At 68.3% G+C, this 19,090-nt stretch carries 17 protein-coding genes, 1 tRNA gene and 1 pseudogene; 13 read left to right on the top strand and 6 right to left on the bottom strand.

Annotated elements, in window-relative coordinates; genetic code table 11:
* Positions 1-333, top strand: a pseudogene (locus ACESK8_RS06925) (sugar ABC transporter substrate-binding protein); the annotation flags it as partial.
* A 64-nt stretch (positions 334-397) separates the two neighbouring features.
* On the opposite strand, the gene ACESK8_RS06930 reads toward ACESK8_RS06925, so the two are convergent.
* From ACESK8_RS06930 to ACESK8_RS06945, 4 genes are all read right to left on the bottom strand, one after another.
* A complete protein-coding gene (locus tag ACESK8_RS06930; RefSeq protein ID WP_372967909.1) occupies positions 398-1,171 on the bottom strand; it encodes a hypothetical protein in 774 nt (257 codons plus the stop codon).
* A 65-nt stretch (positions 1,172-1,236) separates the two neighbouring features.
* Entirely contained in the window at positions 1,237-1,785 is a 549-nt protein-coding gene (locus tag ACESK8_RS06935) for a hypothetical protein (RefSeq protein ID WP_372967910.1), read from the bottom strand.
* Between the two features lie 2 nt (positions 1,786-1,787).
* A complete protein-coding gene (locus tag ACESK8_RS06940; protein ID WP_372967911.1) occupies positions 1,788-2,444 on the bottom strand; it encodes a hypothetical protein in 657 nt (218 codons plus the stop codon).
* 147 nt (positions 2,445-2,591) lie between these two features.
* Entirely contained in the window at positions 2,592-4,103 is a 1,512-nt protein-coding gene (locus ACESK8_RS06945) for a DUF222 domain-containing protein (RefSeq protein ID WP_372967912.1), read from the bottom strand.
* 102 nt (positions 4,104-4,205) lie between these two features.
* On the opposite strand from ACESK8_RS06945, the gene ACESK8_RS06950 reads away from it, so the two are divergent.
* The 6 genes from ACESK8_RS06950 to ACESK8_RS06975 all read left to right on the top strand — a co-directional run bounded on the left by ACESK8_RS06950 (position 4,206) and on the right by ACESK8_RS06975 (position 11,600).
* Positions 4,206-4,982 carry an alpha/beta fold hydrolase gene (locus tag ACESK8_RS06950; protein WP_372967913.1) on the top strand — a complete coding sequence of 259 codons (777 nt, stop codon included), beginning with the start codon at positions 4,206-4,208 and terminating at the stop codon, positions 4,980-4,982.
* Between the two features lie 39 nt (positions 4,983-5,021).
* Positions 5,022-6,833, top strand: a complete 1,812-nt coding sequence (locus ACESK8_RS06955; RefSeq protein WP_372967914.1) for an ABC-F family ATP-binding cassette domain-containing protein — start codon at positions 5,022-5,024, stop codon at positions 6,831-6,833.
* Between the two features lie 123 nt (positions 6,834-6,956).
* Positions 6,957-8,789, top strand: a complete 1,833-nt coding sequence (locus tag ACESK8_RS06960) for a Na+/H+ antiporter (protein ID WP_372967915.1) — start codon at positions 6,957-6,959, stop codon at positions 8,787-8,789.
* Positions 8,790-8,880: 91 nt separating this feature from the next.
* Positions 8,881-9,798, top strand: a complete 918-nt coding sequence (locus ACESK8_RS06965; RefSeq protein ID WP_372967916.1) for a MetQ/NlpA family ABC transporter substrate-binding protein — start codon at positions 8,881-8,883, stop codon at positions 9,796-9,798.
* A gap of 99 nt (positions 9,799-9,897) precedes the next feature.
* The gene (locus tag ACESK8_RS06970; RefSeq protein ID WP_060928690.1) at positions 9,898-10,941 is read left to right on the top strand and encodes a methionine ABC transporter ATP-binding protein; all 1,044 of its coding nucleotides are present in this window, start codon (positions 9,898-9,900) and stop codon (positions 10,939-10,941) included.
* Positions 10,941-11,600, top strand: a complete 660-nt coding sequence (locus tag ACESK8_RS06975) for a methionine ABC transporter permease (RefSeq protein ID WP_060928691.1) — start codon at positions 10,941-10,943, stop codon at positions 11,598-11,600. The genes ACESK8_RS06970 and ACESK8_RS06975 overlap by 1 nt, the downstream gene beginning before the upstream one ends.
* Here the strand turns inward: ACESK8_RS06975 and ACESK8_RS06980 are convergent.
* Positions 11,587-12,510 carry a pseudouridine synthase gene (locus tag ACESK8_RS06980; protein WP_372967917.1) on the bottom strand — a complete coding sequence of 308 codons (924 nt, stop codon included), beginning with the start codon at positions 12,508-12,510 and terminating at the stop codon, positions 11,587-11,589. The two genes, ACESK8_RS06975 and ACESK8_RS06980, sit on opposite strands and share 14 nt — an antisense overlap.
* Positions 12,511-12,528: 18 nt before the next feature.
* The gene (locus ACESK8_RS06985) at positions 12,529-13,023 is read right to left on the bottom strand and encodes a MarR family winged helix-turn-helix transcriptional regulator (protein WP_074731654.1); all 495 of its coding nucleotides are present in this window, start codon (positions 13,021-13,023) and stop codon (positions 12,529-12,531) included.
* Positions 13,024-13,095: 72 nt separating this feature from the next.
* Between ACESK8_RS06985 and ACESK8_RS06990 the strand changes: the two genes are divergently transcribed.
* From ACESK8_RS06990 to ACESK8_RS07015, 6 genes are all read left to right on the top strand, one after another.
* Positions 13,096-13,167 (top strand) — tRNA-Gln (locus ACESK8_RS06990).
* A 1-nt stretch (position 13,168) separates the two neighbouring features.
* On the top strand, positions 13,169-14,599 hold the full coding sequence (gene glmU, locus ACESK8_RS06995) for a bifunctional UDP-N-acetylglucosamine diphosphorylase/glucosamine-1-phosphate N-acetyltransferase GlmU (RefSeq protein WP_372967918.1): 1,431 nt from the start codon (positions 13,169-13,171) through the stop codon (positions 14,597-14,599).
* Positions 14,600-14,606: 7 nt separating this feature from the next.
* On the top strand, positions 14,607-15,641 hold the full coding sequence (locus ACESK8_RS07000) for a ribose-phosphate diphosphokinase (RefSeq protein WP_372967919.1): 1,035 nt from the start codon (positions 14,607-14,609) through the stop codon (positions 15,639-15,641).
* Positions 15,642-15,758: 117 nt separating this feature from the next.
* Positions 15,759-16,226, top strand: a complete 468-nt coding sequence (locus ACESK8_RS07005) for an FMN-binding protein (RefSeq protein ID WP_372967920.1) — start codon at positions 15,759-15,761, stop codon at positions 16,224-16,226.
* A gap of 16 nt (positions 16,227-16,242) precedes the next feature.
* Positions 16,243-17,100 (top strand): FAD:protein FMN transferase, encoded by an 858-nt coding sequence (locus ACESK8_RS07010; RefSeq protein WP_372967921.1) that lies wholly within the window; start codon positions 16,243-16,245, stop codon positions 17,098-17,100.
* 27 nt (positions 17,101-17,127) lie between these two features.
* The gene (locus ACESK8_RS07015; protein WP_372967922.1) at positions 17,128-18,702 is read left to right on the top strand and encodes an FAD-dependent oxidoreductase; all 1,575 of its coding nucleotides are present in this window, start codon (positions 17,128-17,130) and stop codon (positions 18,700-18,702) included.
* The last annotated feature ends 388 nt before the right edge of the window (positions 18,703-19,090 follow it).

A 19,090-nucleotide genomic window follows, 5' to 3' on the forward strand; every position in this document is an offset into this window, starting at 1 on the left:
GCCATCATCACCTCGGTGCAGCAGGCCGGCAAGCCGGTTCCGGTCGTCACGGGTCAGGACTCCGAGGTCGAGTCGGTGAAGTCGATCATGGAGGGCATCCAGTACTCCACGATCAACAAGGACACCACCCTGCTCGTCGAGCAGTCGATCAAGATGGTCGGCCAGCTGCAGAAGGGCGAGGACGTCGACGTCAACGACGAGGAGTCGTACGACAACGGCGCCAAGGTCGTTCCGGCGTACCTGCTCGACCCGATCATCGTCACGAAGGAGAACGCCGCTGAGGCGTACGCCAACGTGCCGAGCCTCCTCGAGATCGTGAAGTCGTACCAGTAAGCGATTCCGCTCGAACAGCGAACGAGCCGTCCGGACCTTCGGGTTCCGGGCGGCTCGTCCGCGTCTAGCAGCCGATTCCGGCCGGATCCTCCTCGCACGTGTGCGCGACGAGTGCGGTGCGGGCGTCGTAGATCCGGATCTCCTGCGGCGCACCGTCGGTCGTGAGCTGACCCGCGACGGGCTCCCACCCGCCGCCGAGGTCGATCTCCGCCGTGTAGCGGACGTCGACGTCGGCGACATACGTGCCGGACATTCGGTAGATGTGACTCGTCGCCGTGGGGGTGAACTGGGCCTGGCCCAGCGATGCCCACGTCTGTCCGGCTTCGGTGAGGGTCGCCGAGCTGCCGTCGCCGTAGGTGTAGTCGTAGCCCGCGGGCGTGAACCGCACGCGCAACGGCACCCCGAACAGGGTCCCGCTCTGCACCTGGACGGATGCCGTCGCCACGAAGTTCGCCGGCATGCCTGCGATGCCCACGTTGCCCGGCTCTGTGGCAGCGAGTGCGGATTCCGGCGCGAACCGCGCGAGGTCCGTGATCGTGATGACGGGCTTTGGCGGTGCAGTCGGAGTGGATGCCGGAGGCGCCGGCTGATTCGCCCGCCGCGCACACCGTGTGGTTCCGGCGTCGTCCATGCACGCGGCGAGCTCGATCGCCTCGTCGCTCGGCCCCTCCGGCTCGGTCTGTGCGCCGGGACCAGGACGGCCGCCGCGCGGGCCGGGGTCGACGTCGGAGTCTGTCCCCGGCTGCTGCTGCGTCGCCGTGACCGTGAGGGAGGTGCCGTTGTTCGAGCCGCAGACACCGCCAAGCGCGAGTTCCTGCGAGCAGGTGCCCGCGGTCATTCGTTCCGTGAAGGGCGGCGTGCCAACGAGGAACAGTATTGCGAGGCCACTGCTGATCGCGAGCCTCAGCACGTCGACACATCCAGGGAAGCTTCATTAGCAATGAGTAGCGACTGTTTTGTGCCGATGAATGTGACCTCCTGAGCAACCAGATCGCCGCGCTCAGGTGGCGTGACATCGGCCCCATCCTCATTCCGAACCAACACGTGCGATACATCCAGACATAGAACCAGGACAAGAGTTGCTTGTTGTCCCTCGAACTTCGCAGACCGTCCTGATACTGAAATCACCGACGCTTCGCCCTCGATCCGAACGCCCGAGGCGCTTAGCAAGCTTTGGGCTTCAATATCTGCTTCCAGAGCGGCGCCGACCAGGTACTGCTGAGGGCTGGCGCCGGCTCGATCCAGCCGACGAGCGTTGCCCGCATCGTTGTATGCCCGGTACACCTCTTCCGCCGCCGCGAACGCCGCTTCCTCGCTGGCGAACGCCGGTGTCGGAGAGGGCGTCGGCGCCGGGGCAGGAGCGCACGCCAGGAGTGAGCACGTCACGAGTGCGACCAGCCCGCTGATCACGACGATCCTGCGTCGGCACTTCGCTGATTTCTGCATGATCATCGTCAGCAGATCGTGATGCCGCTGGGATACGTCTTGCACCGATCGCTCTGCTCTGACTCAGGTGCCTCTGGGGAGGGAGTGCCGGTCTCTTCCAATAGGGGCCCGCCCGGTAGGGGCAGTTCGCGCCCGGACCGGCACCCACGGTGCGGAGCGCTGGCCTGCTGGTGCAGGCGCAGCTCACCACCGTACGACACGAACTCCAGATAGACCTCGAAAACCCCTGGTGTTCCCTCTCTCGCAACCGGCTCGCCCTCGCGATCGACGAGCCTCAGATCGGATCCGTCGACGCAAGCCGTCGCCGCGACGGTCGAGTCCTGGAACACCCAGTTCACATAGAACGACTGGACTTCCGCATCCCCGAGGACGGTCACACCCGCTTCAAGCATCGGGGCGAACCGCAGGACCTCGGCGCTGTAGAAAGCTTCTGTCGTGAACTTCGATATCGGCTCGAACGTCTGCGGATCGGCGAGGTCGACCGCATTGAACGCATCGATGTATCCCCGATACACCGCTTCGGCCGTCGCATGCGTCGCCCCGTCTGCAGGAGCGGGCGTTCGATCAGGCGGCACCGTCTCCTCGACCGGAGCGCACGCGCCACAGGCACCGGCGAGAACGAGCAGACCCAGAGTGAACAAGAGGCGGAAGCGAGGAGAAGTCACCGCGCCACCGTAGGTGAAGCGAGGCGAACCGCGAGTGAGTTATCCACAGCTCGAGGCGACAGCTCGAGGCGACATCACGACGCGACAGCTCGAGGCGACAGCTCGAGGCGACCGAGCGTCACGAGGCGCAGCAGCATCGCGCGGCGGTCAGAACGGCGCTCGCACTCCGTCGGAGCTCGTGAACGTGACCGTGTTCGGCACGGGTGGCGCGTCGATGTACGTGCGACCGGTCGGGCTGGTCCATTCGAGGACTCCGCCCGGCCCCTGAGCGACATGCCAAGGGGAATGGTGCTTCAGCACATGGTGGCGTCGACAGAACGACGCCAGGTTCGACTCGCACGTCTCGCCTCCGCTCGACGCCGCATGATTGTGATCGAGATCGCACTTTCTGGCTGCCACCCCGCATCCGGGGAATCGACATCGCTGGTCCCGCGCCCTCAGATGTCGGCGCAGCCGTCGACTCGGTCGGTAGCGATCGACCGCGAGGACCCGACCGTCGATGGGATGCGTCAGCACCCTGTCCCATCCCGAAGCGGCGCCGGCCAGTATGCGTGCGGTTGCAGCGTCGATCGGCACCACGCCGTCGAGCTCTGCCGCAGGCGCACGCCCGGTAGTCGAGCCGTCACCGCCCGTAGATCTGTCACCGCTCGCAGAACTGTCGCCGCCCGCAGTCCCGTCGCCAGCCGCAGCCCCGTCGCCAGCGGCCGGCTCGTCGCCAGCCGCAGCCCCGTCGCCAGCGGCCGGCTCGTCGCGGCCCTCAGACCCGGGCGCCGTCCCGTCTCCGGGCGCCCCGTCATCGTCGTCCCGGTCGGTGTCCATCAGCGTCGTCACGGGGACCGTGACCTCGATGCGCGCGTCGATCTCGCCGAGCAGGCCGTCTTCGGTGTCGTGTCCCGCGGGAGCTCCGGTCAGCACGAGATCGACGAGCAGGTCGGCGCGGATCTCATCGACGGTGCGGTCATCGGCGATGAACTCGCGACCCTCGCGCGCCGCGTCCCGCTGAGCGCGCAGGTTCTCCGTCCGCAGGGCGTGCGCCATCTGCGACAGCCGGTCGAACATGCCATGGATCAGCGCAGCGGGCGCATGCGCGTGCAGCGCCGCCATGCCGTCTTCGCCGTCGGTGATCCAGATCCGCCGCTGCGCTCGCGCCGTGCGGTGGCGCGTCGTCATCGTCGACGGGGCGAACCGCTGCGCGATGCGTCGGGCCAGCGCGCGCAAGCGGGTGGGGGACTCGGACTCGGCCAGCCGGAGCACGATCGCCGCATAGGCCGCACGATCGCTCTCCGACACGATGTGTGCCCCGGCGTCGACGATGACGTGGGAATGTGCCGCGCTGATGCGCCCGGTACCTTGCGCGGCCCACACAGTCGGGAAGAGGTCGACGAGCATCCCCGCCGACATCATGCGACGTTCGACGGTGCGGTCGCTCACGTGCTGGACTGCGGCGATCTCGGCCGCGATGGTACGGATCGAGTGGTTGCCCTTGTCAGGGTGATCGCCCTGCTTCGCGATGTCGATCGCGAGACGACCGGCGATCGCGAGCAGCCCGTCGCGCGCTGCGGTCATGCTGCTGAGAGTGGATTCGGCAGCCTCGAGCGACGCCACGAGACCGGCGAGAGTCGCCATCTGCGTGTCGGTCGCATCGAGCAGTGCTGTCATGATTCGAGTAGATCACAGACCACCGACATTCGAAGAAAGATTCGATGTATTCCGGAGCGGACATGATCACGAATAGGTAACGACCTGTGCGACACTGGCTCGATGCTCCTCCACGCCGTCGACGTCGGATCCGGCCCGCGCACCGTCGTGCTGCTGCACGGGACGATGGGTTCGGCTGAGAGTTGGTGGCGCGTCATTCCGCTTCTCGTCCAGCAGGGCTGGCGTGTGCTCGCCCTCGATCTGCCCGGACACGGGCTCTCGCCTCGCGACCCGCATCTGACGATCGAGCGGGCGGGGTCCTCCGTCGCGGAGACCGTGGAACACCTCGCCTCCGAGCATCCGCTCGTCGCCATCGGCCACTCGTATGGCGCGACCGTGCTCGCCGAAGCCGCACGACGATTACGGCCTGCCCTCGCGGTCTACGTCGACGCGGGTCTCGCCTTTCCCGGCGGCCAGGATCGCGCCGAACTGACGGCCCGCTATGAGCGCGACAGAGCGGCCCGCCTCTCGTCCGAGTGGCTGCGGCGCTCCCGGCCCTTCTACTCCGCCCAGGATGCCGAGGTCGAAGCCAGAGCCGCCTCCCGGTTCGATCCCGCGACCATGGCGTCGATCTCGTGCGGACCCGACCACGCGTGGCTTCCTGCGGCTGGTTCGGTCGTCGTCAGAGCCGACCCGAGCGACTGGGTGAGCGACGACGACGTGCGACGGTTCGAGGAGAACGGCGTCGAGGTGCGACGCATTCCGGGCGCCGCGCACACGATCTGGTACAGCCATTTCGACGAGTTCACCGCCGCGCTCCCCGAGCTGTTCGCTCCCGGACACGGGAATCACATCAGCAGAGAATCCGGCGGCGCCCCGACCAGCACAGAGCCCAGCTGAGCGAGCCGCACAGCGCGCCCGACTACCCTGAGAGGTGACATGGCACATCTTCTCGGGGCAGAGGCCCTTCATCTCGAATATCCGACGAGGGTCGTCTTCGACTCCGTGACCCTCGGCATCGAAGAAGGTGACCGCATCGGCATCGTCGGCCGCAACGGCGACGGCAAGTCGAGCCTCCTCGGGATGCTCGCCGGCCTCAAGGAGCCGAACTCCGGACGCGTGACCGTACGCGGCGGCACCACGATCGGCGTGCTCTCGCAGGCCGACACGCTCAGCGACGACCTGACCATCAGCGCGGCGGTCGTCGGAGACACTCCCGAGTACGAATGGGCGGGCGACCCCCGCATCCGCGACGTGATCGAGGGGCTGCTGAAGGACCTGCCGTGGGATGCCGAGATCGGCTCCCTCAGCGGTGGCCAGCGGCGCCGTGTGTCCCTCGCCAAGCTGCTGACCGGCGACTGGGACGTCATCGCCCTCGACGAGCCCACCAACCACCTCGACGTCGAGGCGATCACGTGGCTTGCCGGACACCTCAAGAAGCGGTGGAGCCCGAACTCCGGAGCGCTCCTGGTCGTGACGCACGACCGGTGGTTCCTCGACGAGATCTGCACCGAGACCTGGGAGGTGCACGACCGCATCGTCGAGCCCTTCGAGGGCGGGTACGCGGCCTACATCCTGCAGCGCGTGGAGCGCGACCGCATGGCGGCCGCCACCGAGGCCAAGCGCCAGAACCTCGCCAAGAAGGAGCTCGCGTGGCTTCGCCGAGGAGCGCCCGCGCGCACGGCGAAGCCCAAGTTCCGCATCGACGCGGCGAACGAGCTGATCGCCGACGTCCCCGAGATCCGCGACAAGGTGTCGCTGCAGTCGCTGGCCGTCTCGCGCCTCGGCAAGGACGTCGTCGATCTCCTGGACGTCGGAGTGACCTACCCGACCGTCGACGGCGGCACGCGGGAAGTGCTCCGTGACGTCGAGTGGCGCATCGCGCCGGGGGAGCGCACCGGCATCCTCGGTGTCAACGGCGCCGGAAAGTCGACCCTGCTCGGACTCATCTCCGGCACCGTCGAGCCCACCGTCGGCCGCGTGAAGCGCGGCACGACGGTCAAGGTCAAGACGCTGACCCAGCGCCTGGACGAGCTCGAAGACCTGCGGCGCGAGCCGGTCCGCGTGGTGATCTCGCGGCTGCGCACCTCGTACACGATGGGGTCAGGATCGAAGGCGCAGGAGCTCACCCCCGGGCAGCTGCTCGAACGGCTCGGCTTCGACTCCGCGCAGCTCTCCACCCCGGTGAAGGACCTCTCCGGCGGTCAGCAGCGCCGCCTGCAGCTGCTGCTCGTGCTCCTCGACCAGCCCAACGTGCTGATCCTCGACGAGCCCACCAACGACCTCGACACCGACATGCTCGCGGCGATCGAGGACCTGCTCGACTCCTGGTCGGGCACCCTGCTGGTCGTCAGCCATGACCGGTACTTCCTCGAGCGCGTGACCGACCAGCAGTTCGCGATCCTCGACGGGCACCTGCGGCACCTGCCGGGCGGGGTCGACGAGTACCTGCGACTGCGCCAGCTGCAGACCTCGGCGCCCGGCCGGTCGCAGACGGCCGTCAACACCGAGAAGAAGGCCCCCAGCCTCGACGGCGCAGCCCTGCGCGCCGCGCAGAAGGAGGTCTCGGCCCTCGAGCGTCGCATCCAGAAGCTCACCCAGCAGGTCGACAAGGCGAAGACCGCGCTGGCCGACCACGACCAGTCGGACTTCGCCGGCCTCGGCGACAAGATGAAGGCGATCAGCGATCAGCAGGCCGAGATCGAGGAGCTCGAACTCCGCTGGTTCGAGCTGACCGAAGAGCTCGACTGACGCGAACGCTCGCGATTCGGCCGCCGCGGGAATACGGTGGCAGTCGAATGCGCTGTGCTCTGGGCGGGATTCGATCCGATCCGGGATCGCACAGCCTGATCCTGCGGTACCCGGGAGGTTCGGATGGAAGGACTCGAGGTCACCGTCCTGATCGGACTCACGATCCTCGTCGGCACGCTGTTGGCACCGCGGGTGCGGCTCGCGCTGCCGCTCGTACTGGTCATCTTCGGTCTGCTGCTCGGCTTCGTGCCGCAACTGCGTGAGATCCAGCTGCCGCCGGAGACGGTGCTGCTGCTGTTCCTGCCGGTGATGCTCTTTTGGGAGAGCCTCACCACGTCGCTGCGCTCGATCAGACGCGACTTCCGTTACATCCTGCCGATGAGCACCCTGCTCGTCGTGGGATCCGCCTTCGCCGTCGCCGGCGTCGGAGTGCTGTTCGGGATGCCCTGGGAGACCGCCCTCATCCTCGGCGCCGCCGTGGCGCCCCCGGATGCGACGGCGGTCGCGGCCCTCGGCAGGCTGCTGCCGCGACGCATGTTCATGAAGCTGAAGGCCGAGAGCCTGACGAACGACGGCACGGCGCTCGTGCTGTACGCGATCGCGGTCTCGCTCGCCCTCGGTGGCAACATCACGCCGCTGTCGGTCACCATGTCGGTGCTGACCTCGTATGTCGGCGGGATCGCCGCCGGTGTCGCGATCGCCGCGCTCGGCTACCTGCTGATGCGGCGGACGTCGTCGACCATCGTGATCAACGTCGCTCTCCTGCTCATCCCGTTCACGGCGTTCCTGCTCGCCGAGATCGTGCACGCATCCGGAGTTCTCGCGGTGGTGGTCGCCGGCCTCATCGTCGCCTACGTGTCGCCCCGTGTCACGACAGCATCGTCCCGACGCCAGGCGGATGCCGCCTGGCCGTTCGGCGTCTTCCTGCTCAACGGCGCGCTCTTCGTGCTGATCGGCCTCGAGGTGCAGTTCGTCGCGCACGAGATCTCGGCCGCCGCCATCGGACGCCTGGTGCTGATCACGCTCGCGGTCTGGGTGACACTGCTCGTCGTGCGCTACCTGTTCCAGGTGATGAACGTCCCGTTCCAGCGGCGGGCGGGGACCCGACCGTCGCCGGGCCTCCGGGCACGCTCCATGGCCGTGTCGACGGTCGCCGGCATGAGAGGCGCCGTCTCCCTCGCGATCGCCCTGTCGGTGCCGGTGGCCAGCGCGACCGAGGGCGAGATCGCCGGGCGTGACGAGATCGTGTTCGTGACTGCCGGAGTGATCCTGCTGAGCCTGCTCGTGCAGGGTCCGCTGCTGCCCGCCGTGGTGCGGTGGGCGCGGTTCCCGGTGGACCACATCGAGGACGAGGAGTACGAACTCGCGGAGCGGACGATCTCGGGTGCGGCGCTCGCGGCACTCGACGACCTCGCCGTCGAGCACGGTGTCGGACAGGAGATCCGCGACAAGGTGCGCGCGGAGGGCTATCAGATGCTCGAGTTCTCGAACGCCCGCGCCCTCGCACGGGAGCAGGCGATCATCGATGCCGAGGCGCAGGCGCTCGACGTTCTGCTCGACGAGCCCGACCCGCTGGGCGGGGGACAGCAGATCGGCGGAGGAGCAGGCGCCGACGCCGCGGACGACGGCCCATCGGAGGACGGAGGACCGGATGCGTCGCAGGTGCTGCGGCAGCCGGAGATCGCCGTCATCGGGGGAGACGGGGACGGCACCGAGGGCGAGGTCAGGACCCTGCAGATGCTCGCCACCTCGGCGGACGTCGACGTGATGCAGCGCTCGCCGCTGCTGCGACACGAGGAGCACACACGGCTCAAGCTCGCGCTCATCGATCGCAAGCGGGAGGTGCTGCTCGGACTGCGCAGGGACGGCACGGTCGACGACCTCGTCGTGCGCCGGATCTCCGCGCGGCTCGACCTCGAACAGGTGCGTCTGCAGGGCATCGAGGAGTACGACTGAGAGCTGTGACGCTCTGTGACGCTCGATTGTCGTCGACGACGTCGCCCTGCCTAACGTATTCGAGTCCCCCAAGAGAGGAACCCGAACACTCATGTCCATCACCGCATCCCGTCGGACCACATCCGTCATCGCCGCGCTCGCCGCGGTCCCGCTCTTCGTCGCCCTCGCAGGCTGCGCCACCGCATCCTCCGACGCCGGCTCCGGCGGCTCCGGCGAGGACGAGACCGTCAAGATCGGCGTCGTCGGCAAGGGAGACGCGCAGTGGGCTCCTTTCGTCGAGGCTGCCGCTGACGAGGGCATCACGGTCGAGCTCGTCGACTTCGGCTCGTACGAGCAGCCGAACCCGGCGCTCACCGAGGGCGAGATCGACCTCAACCAGTTCCAGCACATCGTGTACCTCGCCGAGTACAACACCGCGTCCGGGTCTGACCTGACCCCGATCGGCTCGACCGCGATCTACCCGCTCGGTCTGTACTCGCAGAAGTTCGACGACGTCGACGACATCCCCAAGGGAGAGACCGTCGCGGTTCCGGATGATGCGTCCAACCAGGCCCGCGCCCTGCTCGTGCTGCAGTCGGCCGGTCTGATCGAGCTCAAGAGCGGCGGAACCATCTTCTCCGACCTCTCCGACGTCGACACCGACAAGTCCAAGGTCAAGGTCACCGCGCTCGAGGCCGCACTGATCCCGACCTCGCTGCCGGACGTCGCCGCGGCGATCATCAACAACGACTTCGTCGAGGATGCCGGACTGACGTTCGAGGACGCGATCGCCCAGGACGACCCCGAGGACCCGAACGCGCTGCCGTACGTGAACATCTTCGCTGCTCGCGCCGAGGACGCCGACAACGAGACGTACCTCAAGCTCGTGGAGATCTTCCAGACGAACGAGGACGTCCAGGCCGGTCTCCTCGAGTCCTCCGGGAACACCGCGGTGCCCCTGCAGACCCCGGTCGAGGATCTGGTCGCCTCGCTGAAGAAGGTCCAGGAGGACACCGAGGCCAACAAGTAAGTCGAGCCGGGGAGAACCACACCCCGTCGATGAGGGAGAATCGGGTGGCGCTTCGTGCGTCACCCGATTCTTCGTTCCCGAAGCAGACCGGAGCAGCCCATGCCGATCGTCACCCTGACGAACGTCTCCAAGTCCTATCCGCCGCGCACCCGTGACGAGTCCGAGGTCGTGGCCGTCGACGACGTCACCCTCTCGATCGAGAAGGGCGACGTGTTCGGCATCATCGGATACTCCGGTGCCGGCAAGTCGACGCTCGTGCGTCTCATCAACGCCCTCGAGCCTGCGACGAGCGGCACCATCACGGTCGACGACGTCGACATCACCGCGCTCAGGGAGAGCGAGCTGCGCAAGGTCCGCGGCGGCATCGGGATGATCTTCCAGCAGTTCAACCTGTTCGCCTCGCGCAGCGTCAAGGCCAACATCGCCTACCCGCTGAAGCTCGCCGGCTGGTCGAAGGCCGACATCGATGCGCGGGTGACTGAGCTGCTCAGCTTCGTGGGCCTCGCCGACAAGGCCAAGGCCTTCCCCGAACAGCTGTCCGGTGGGCAGAAGCAGCGCGTCGGCATCGCACGCGCGCTCGCCACGGGGCCGGCGATCCTGCTCGCCGACGAGGCGACCAGCGCACTGGACCCGCAGACCACCCACGAAGTGCTCGACCTGCTCAAGCGGGTCAACCAGGAGCAGGGCGTGACGATCGTGGTGATCACGCACGAGATGGACGTCATCCAGACCATCGCCACCAAGGTCGCGGTGATGGAGAACGGTCGGGTGATCGAGCAGGGCGACGTGTTCGACGTCTTCTCGGCGCCGCAGAACCCGGCATCCCAGCGCTTCGTCGGCACGGTCGTGAAGGGCGTGCCGACGCCGTCCGAGCGGGCGGTGCTGCGCGAGCGCCACCAGGGACGTCTCGTGACCTTCTCGTTCCGCGACGGCGACACGTCGCAGGCTCAGGTGTTCCTCGACCTCGCCGGTGCCGGGCTCGACTTCGAGCTCGTGTACGGCGGCATCAACGACATCCGCGGGCGGGCCTTCGGGCATCTGACGCTCGCGATCCGCGGTGAGGACGCGGTGATCGACCGGACCCTCGAACAGATCGGCCAGCGCGTCGAAGTGACCGAGATCGCCGAAGAGGAGGCGCGCTGATGGATCGTCTGAACGAACTGTGGCCCGATCTGTGGAAGGCCGCTCTCGAGACGCTGTACATGACGTCGTTCGCCCTCGTGCTCGGCGGCATCCTCGGCCTCGCGATCGGTGTCATCCTCTACGTCACCCGCCCCGGTGGACTCGCCGAGAACCGCGTCATCGCGGTGATCGCGAACCTGGGCGTCAACTTCTTCCGGCCGATCCCGTTCGTCCTGTTCGTCGCGGTCGCCCAGCCGTTCGCGCGGGTGGTGGTCGGCACCGGTATCGGCACGACAGCCGGCGCTTTCATGATCGGTCTCGCCGCAGCGTTCGCGATCGGCCGCATCGTCGAGCAGCACCTGGTCTCGGTCTCGCCCGGCGTGATCGAGGCGGCGCGCGCGATGGGAGCGGGGCCAGCCCGCATCCTGTTCACCGTGGCGATCCCGGAGTCCCTGGGCCCGCTCATCCTCGGCTACACGTTCATCGTGGTGGCTCTGATCGACATGACGGCGATGGCAGGACTCATCGGCGGCGGCGGCCTCGGCGCGTTCGCCCAGATCTACGGCTTCCGGCAGTTCGAGCCCGTCGTCATGTGGACCGCGATCGTGCTGATCGTCGTCTTCGTGCACCTCGTGCAGCTGCTGGGCACGTGGCTGGCGCGCAGGATCATGCGCCGCTGAGTGGGGCCTCCTGCAGCGTGCGCGTCGTGGTGAAGACCCGCGGCGCGCCGCTCAGCGGATCGACGAAGTGCAGTTCGCGCGCGAGCAGCTGCATCGGGTGGTCGAAGTCATCCGGATGCTCGCCGGTGAGCTGCGGGTAGAACGGATCGTTGAGGATGCCGAGCCCGAGGGCCGCGAGGTGCACCCGCAGCTGATGCATCTTGCCGCTGTGCGGACGCAGCAGCGTGTGCACGACGCGCTCGTCTGCGTCGATCACGTCGATGAGCGTCTCGGCGTTGGGCTCGCGTTCGTCGTCGACCTGCACCTTCAGCTCGTTGCGGAGCTTCACGATGTGGTTGCGGTACACGAGGGGGAAGCGCGACGCGTCCCAGTCGGTCGGGCGGGCCGACACCGCCTCGTAGACCTTCTGCACCTGCCGGGTCTCGAACAGCAGCTGATACCGCCCCCTCGTCGCGGGGCGGGCCGAGAACATCAGGAGTCCGGCGGTCGCCCTGTCCAGGCGGTGGATCGGCGCGAGCTCCGGATTGTCGAGCAGATTGCGCAGCCGCACCAACGCCGAGTTCTGCAGGAACCTGCCGCCGGGGATGGTCGGCAGGAAGTGCGGCTTGTCGACGACCACCAGGTCCTCGTCCTGATGCAGGACCTCGATCTCCACCGGCATCCGGGTCTCGACGGGCGGGTCCCGGTAGTACCAGATGAACTCCTCTGCGCCGAGCGGCGTGTCCCTCGCCAGCGGGCGGCCGTCGCGAGCCACGATCTCGCCGCGGTCGAAGCGCGACAGCAGTCCTTCGGGGTCGAGGTGGAAGAAGCGCTCGATCATGTACGCGGCCACGGTCGGCCACTCGCCGCGCAGCGGCACGTGCAGGCGCGTCGCGCCGACGCCGTCGCGCACCGGAAGGGGGGAGAGCATGCCCATCCGCTCAGCCCCTCACGCGTCGAAGCTCAGGCTGAGCTTGCGCAGCAGGCCGGCCAGTCGGTCGCGGTCACCGCGCGAAAGCGCCTGCAGCAGGTCGTCCTCGACGTCGACGAGGCGGGTGATGGCAGCATCCACCCGGATGCGCCCGTCGTCGGTGAGAGTGACCAGCACGCTGCGTCCGTCTGCGGGATCGGCTTCCCGCCGCACGAAGCGGCGGGTGACGAGCCGGTCGATGCGATTCGTCATGGTGCCGCTGGAGACCAGGGTCTGCTGCAGCAGCTGCTTGGGCGACAGCTGGAACGGCGCGCCGGCGCGGCGCAGCGCCGAGAGCACATCCCACTCCCAGGCTTCGAGGTCACTGCGCCGGAACACATCACGGCGGGCCCGGTCGAGCAGTCGCGTCAGCCGGTCCATCCGCGACAGCACCTCGAGAGGCGAGAAGTCGAGGTCGGGGCGCTGTGTGTTCCAGGCGCCGACGATCCGATCAACCTCATCAGCCTCTGTCATCCGTCCATTATCGCGGGTCGCACACGGGCGGACGTGGCAGACTTGACCAGCGGCTCCCTCCGGGGGCCGCGGTCCGCCGTGGTGTAATGGCAGCACGACAGCCTTTGGAGCTGTGAGGTCTAGGTTCGAGTCCTGGCGGCGGAGCATGACTGGGAACAATCTCGCCATCATCATCCTCGCCGCCGGCCAAGGCACCCGTATGCGTTCGCGCCTCCCCAAGGTGCTGCACCCGATCGGCGGCCGGCCGCTCGTCGGGCACGTCCTCACGACCGCCGGTCGGCTGGAGGCATCTCACGTCGAGGTCGTGGTCAGGCACGAGCGCGACCAGGTCGTCGCCGCGCTCGAGAAGGACTACCCCGACGCGGTCTTCATCGACCAGGACGAGGTGCCAGGCACCGGACGCGCGGTGCAGGTCGCGGTGGATGCCCTGCCCGACGACTTCGACGGCGACGTGCTGGTGCTCTCCGGTGACTGCCCGCTCGCGGACGCCGACACGTTGCGTTCGTTCCTCGACGCCCACCGTTCGGCCGAGGCGGAGGCGACGCTCATGACCGCCGTCGTCGAGGACCCGACCGGCTACGGACGCGTCATCCGCGACGCAGACGGCGGGGTGGACCGCATCGTCGAGCAGAAGGATGCCAGCGCCGATGAGGCATCGGTGCGGGAGATCAACGCCGGCATGTACGTCTTCCGCGTCGGGACCCTGCGCAAGTACCTGCCGTCGGTCGGCGTCGACAACGCGCAGGGCGAGATGTACCTGACGGACGTGCCAGGGCTCCTCCGCCGCGACGGCAGCCGTGTCGCGGCATCCGTCGTCTCCGATGTCACCGTGACGTACGGCGTCAACGACCGTGCTCAGCTCGCCGAGGTGGGCCGACTGCTCAACCGCCGGATCGTGCGTCGCTGGCAGCTCGAGGGCGTCACCGTGATCGACCCGGCGACGACGTGGATCGACGACGACGCGACGCTCGCACCCGACGTCACGATCCTCCCGAACACCCACATCCTGCGAGCCACCACGATCGCCGAGGGCGCCATCATCGGCCCTGACACGACACTCGTGGACTGCGAGATCGGCGCGGATGCCATCGTCCGCCGCACCGACGCCACCCTCGCCGTGATCGGCGCCGAGGCCACCGTCGGACCCTTCTCGTTCCTCCGCCCCGGCACCGTGCTGGGCGCCAGGGGCAAGATCGGCGCCTACGTCGAGACGAAGAACGCCGAGATCGGGGAGGGCAGCAAGGTCCCGCACCTCTCGTACGTCGGCGATGCGACCATCGGACGCGGCGTGAACCTCGGGGCGAGCACGATCACCGCGAACTACGACGACGTGAACAAGCACCGCACCGTGGTCGAGGACGAGGTCCACACCGGCTCGCACACGACCCTCGTCGCGCCCGTTAGGCTGGGAGCCGGCGCCAAGACAGGTGCCGGAGCGGTCGTCCGCAAGGACGTCCCCGCCGGATCCCTTGCCATGAGCGTCGCCCCTCAGCGCAACATCGAGGGTTGGGTCGAGAAGAACAGGGCAGGCACGGGCGCGGCAGACGCCGCAGCCCGATCCCGAGTGGCGGAGTAGGCAAACGATGGCGCGCAAGAAGAAGACGGTCGATCTGGACCGGGACAACGGCATCGCTCCGGGTCTCGTCGCCAAGACCAAGAAGCGGCTCGTCGTCGCGGGAGGCCGCTCGCACCCCGAGCTGACCGCCGCCGTCGCGAGCGCACTGGGCACCGAGGTCGTGCCGACGGAGCACCGCACCTTCGCCTCGGGTGAGATCTACGCCCGGTTCGAGGTGTCGATCCGCGGTTGCGATCTGTTCCTGATCCAGACCTTCGGCGAGCCGGTCAACGAGTGGCTCATGGAGACGCTCATCATGATCGACGCGGCCAAGCGCGCCTCCGCGAAGCGCATCACGGTCGTCGCCCCGTACTATCCGTATTCGCGCCAGGACAAGAAGGGTCGTGGCCGGGAGCCGATCAGCGCCCGTCTCGTCGCCGACCTGCTCAAGACGGCCGGTGCCGACCGCGTGATGAGCGTCGACCTGCACGCCGCTCAGATCCAGGGCTTCTTCGACGGTCCCGTCGACCACCTCTTCGCGAAGCCCGTCCTGATGGACTACTTCCAGCGTACGCTCAGCCCCGAGGACCGCAAGATCCTCACCGTGGTCTCGCCCGACATGGGCCGGGTCAGGGTCGCAGACACCTGGTCGGACAGCCTCGGCGCCCCGCTCGCCATCATCCACAAGCGTCGCGACCCGAAGGTCGCGAACCAGGTCTCCGTGCACGAGATCGTGGGCACCGTCGAGGGTCGCACCTGCCTCCTGGTCGACGACATGATCGACACCGGCGGCACGATCGTGAAGGCCGCGCAGGCGCTCAAGGCGAACGGCGCGCACCGCGTGATCGTCGCTGCGACCCATGCGATCTTCAGCGACCCGGCCTCCGAGCGGCTCCAGGATGCCTCGATCGACGAGGTCGTCATCACCGACACCATTCCTCTGACGGAGTCCCGTCGGTGGGACAAGCTGACGATCCTGCCGATCGCTCCGCTCCTCGCACGCGCCATCCACGAGGTCTTCGAGGACGGATCCGTCACGAGCATGTTCGGCGGCGACGCGTAGGCATCGCCGTCGGCATCGGGGTCGGCGTCGGGCACCCTATATATCGGAACACAGCCCGCGCATAGACGACGTCCCTACGGTCGAGACATCACATCGATCAAGGCCGGAAGGACCATCATGATCCGTACGACTGTTCCGACTTCTGTTCGCAAGGGCGCTGCCCTCGCCGGCGTCGCAGGGCTTCTCGTCCTCGCAGGGTGCTCGGGCACCGCTGACGCCGAAGACCAGTCCACCGACACCGGCACCGATTCGAGCACGGAGTCGACCGACTCCGGTGCGTCGGCCGGCGACTACACCGACGGCACCTACACCGCCGACGGCTCGTACCAGACGCCTGAGACGGTCGAGAAGATCAGCGTCACCCTCACGATCGCCGACGGGCTCGTCGAGGACGTCGAGGTGACCGGCGACCCGCAGGCTCCCGAGACCGAGCGCTACCAGGGCGAGTTCATCGACGGCATCGCCGATGAGGTCGTGGGCAAGTCGCTCGATGAGATCGAGGTCAGCCGCGTCGCCGGCTCGTCGCTCACCAGTGGCGGATTCAACGACGCCGTCGAGTCGATCAAGGAGCAGGCGGCCGCCTGAGGCCCCCGACACGTCCATGGCGATCTGGCGTTTCGACGCGATCGGCACGGTGTGGGAGATCGAGACGGCGCAGGAGCTCGCGGCCGATGACCGCGATAGAGTCACTGCCGAGATCGAGCGCTTCGACCGCGAGTGGTCGCGGTTCCGGGCCGATTCGTCGGTGGCCCGCGTCGGCCGTCACGGCGGGTCGATCGTCTCCTCGGATGCCGGCGCGATGCTCGACGCCTACCGTGAGCTCTCCTCGGCGACCGCCGGCGCGGTCAATCCTCTGGTCGCCGACAGCCTGAACGCGCTCGGGTACGACGCGTCGTACTCGCTCGTCGCATCCGATCCGGTGGCGGCGCCCGGCGACTGGGCCGATCGGCTGGCCTGGACCGCGGGGGAGGCCACGGCATCCGCTCCCGCTCTCCTCGACGTCGGGGCCCTGGGCAAGGGGCGTCTGGTCGATCTCGTCTCGGCAGTGCTCTCGGACGTACCCGGCGACCTCGTGGTGGATGCCGGCGGAGACCTCGCGGCACACGGAGCGCCCGTGCGGGTGGGGCTGGAGCATCCGTACGACACACGCAAGGCGATCGGCGTCGTCGAGCTGCAGGATGCCGCCCTCTGCGCGTCGGCCGTCAACCGCAGGGCCTGGGGCGACGGTCTGCACCACGTCCTGGATGCCCGCACCGGGGTCCCGGTGCGCACCTGGGCCGCCACCTGGGCGATCGCCCCCGACGCGATGAGAGCGGATGCCGCCGCGACCGCTCTGTTCTTCGACGGAGGTCCGGAGCTCGCCGCCTCCTGGAACGTCGAGTGGGTGCGGATGACGACGGACGGACGCGCGGAGCGCTCGCCCGGCTGTCCTGCAGAACTGTTCACCGCGCGCCCCTGAGGCGACGAAGTAGGGAAGAGTGGAACCGTGATCACCTCCATCACCGCCTTCCGACAGCGGGTTCTCGCGCTGCTCGGCGGCATCTCGATGTACCGCCTGGTGCTGTTCGCGCTGCTCGCGCTCGCCGTGGTCGCGGTCGTGCTGTCGGCGCTCGGCGTGATCGTCTCGCCCACGCCGCTCGAGATCCTCGCCTCCTTCGTCGTGCTCGCGGTGGTCATCTCACTCGTGGATGCCGCGGCGCAGCGCATCCTGCGACTGCCCTGGCGCATCGAGTCGTCACTCGTCACCGCGCTGATCCTGCTGTTCGTGCTGCGTCCTGGCGTCGAGCCCGCCGCACTGCTCGGACTCGCCATCGCCGGCGCGATCGCGAGCCTGTCGAAGTACCTCATCGCCTGGCGCGGACGGCACATCCTGAATCCGGCGGCGTTCGGGGCCGCGGTCGTGTCGATCCTCGGCTCCTTCGGGGCGCTCGAGTGGCTGGGCACCTCCTCGTCCTGGTGGGTCGGGACGCCCTCGCTCTTCCTCCCCGTCGCCGTGCTCGGCCTCGCGGTGCTGTGGCGCACCGAGAAGGTGCGGATCGTCGTCGTCTTCCTCGTCATCGCCGTCGCGGTCTCGGTCGCTCGGCAGGCCGTGCAGGCCCAGCAGTTCGACATCGACTTCGAGCTCGGATCCGCGCTGTCGTTCGCCGTGCTGCAGTCTCCCTTCCTCTTCCTCGGCGCGTTCATGCTGTCCGAGCCGCTGACCCTCCCGCCGCGACGGTGGCAGCAGTTCTCGGTTGCCGCGCTCGTCGGCGTGCTCGCCGGGTGGCCGATCGCTGTCGGCTCCCTGTTCACGCTCGGGCAGGAGCGCGCGCTGCTCATCGGCAACCTCCTGGCGTTCGCCTTCGCGCTGCGCGGGTCGGTGCGCCTCGTGCTCGAACAGCGGCGCTTCATCACGCCGACCGCGCAGGAGCTGACGTTCCGGGCGAAGGGGCCGGTGAAGTTCCTGCCCGGACAGTACCTCGAGCTCGACGTACCGCATCGTCGAGCCGACGCCCGGGGCACGAGGCGCGAGTTCAGCATCGTCTCGGCGCCGGCAGATCTGCCGACACTGCGCATCGCATACAAGGACGGCGATCAGAAGCATCCGTCGAGCTACAAGCGCGCTCTCGCGGCGGCAGAACCCGGCTCCGCGCTCGCGGTCACCGGTACGTGGGGTGACTTCCTGCTGCCGCGCTCGGATACACCCGTGCTCATGGTGGCGGCCGGCATCGGCGTCACGCCGTTCGTGTCACAGCTGCGGCAGCTGCAGCTCACCGGACAGCAGCGCGACGTCGTGCTCGTGTATGTGGCGTCGGACAGCTCGGAGTTGGCGTTCCGCGATGAGCTCGCCGCGACCGGTGCGCGGGTGGTCGCGTTCACGCGTGATGAGCCGGAGAACCTTCCCGCGCACTGGACGTGGGCGCAGGGGGCGCGACTGGATGCAGCCGGGCTCGAGCGCTACGTGCCCGATCTCGGTGAGCGGCACTCGTACATCTCGGGGCCACCGCGCCTCATCGCCGACCTCGCCCCCGCGCTGCAGAAGGCGCGTTCGCTCACGACAGACGCCTTCGCCGGGTACTGAGGCGGCCGCTGCTCGGTGCCGGTGCCGGTGCCGGTGCCGGTGCCGGACGACGGCGCGAGTGCAGGGCGACGGCGCGAATTCAGGACAGGTTTCGTCCATTCGTCCTGAATTCGAGCGGTCGTCCTGCGCTCAGACGGGGCCCCGCAGACGGCATCCGGTTATCCGTCCGCGGAGTCGAGCCGATGGGATGGGGAGGGGAGCGTCGTGGCCCGCGGCGCGGATGCAGGAGGACAGCTCGGATGCAGGACGGAATCCGTCCATTCGTCCTGATCTCGCGCGGTCGTCCTGAACTCAGGCCGGACCCCGCAGACCGCATCCGGTTATCCGTCCGCGGAGTCGAAGCCGATGGGATGGGGAGGGGAGCGTCGTGGCCCGCGGCGCGAATGCA

Source organism: Microbacterium sp. (assembly GCF_041641055.1).
In the GTDB taxonomy this organism is placed as follows: Bacteria; Actinomycetota; Actinomycetes; order Actinomycetales; family Microbacteriaceae; genus Microbacterium.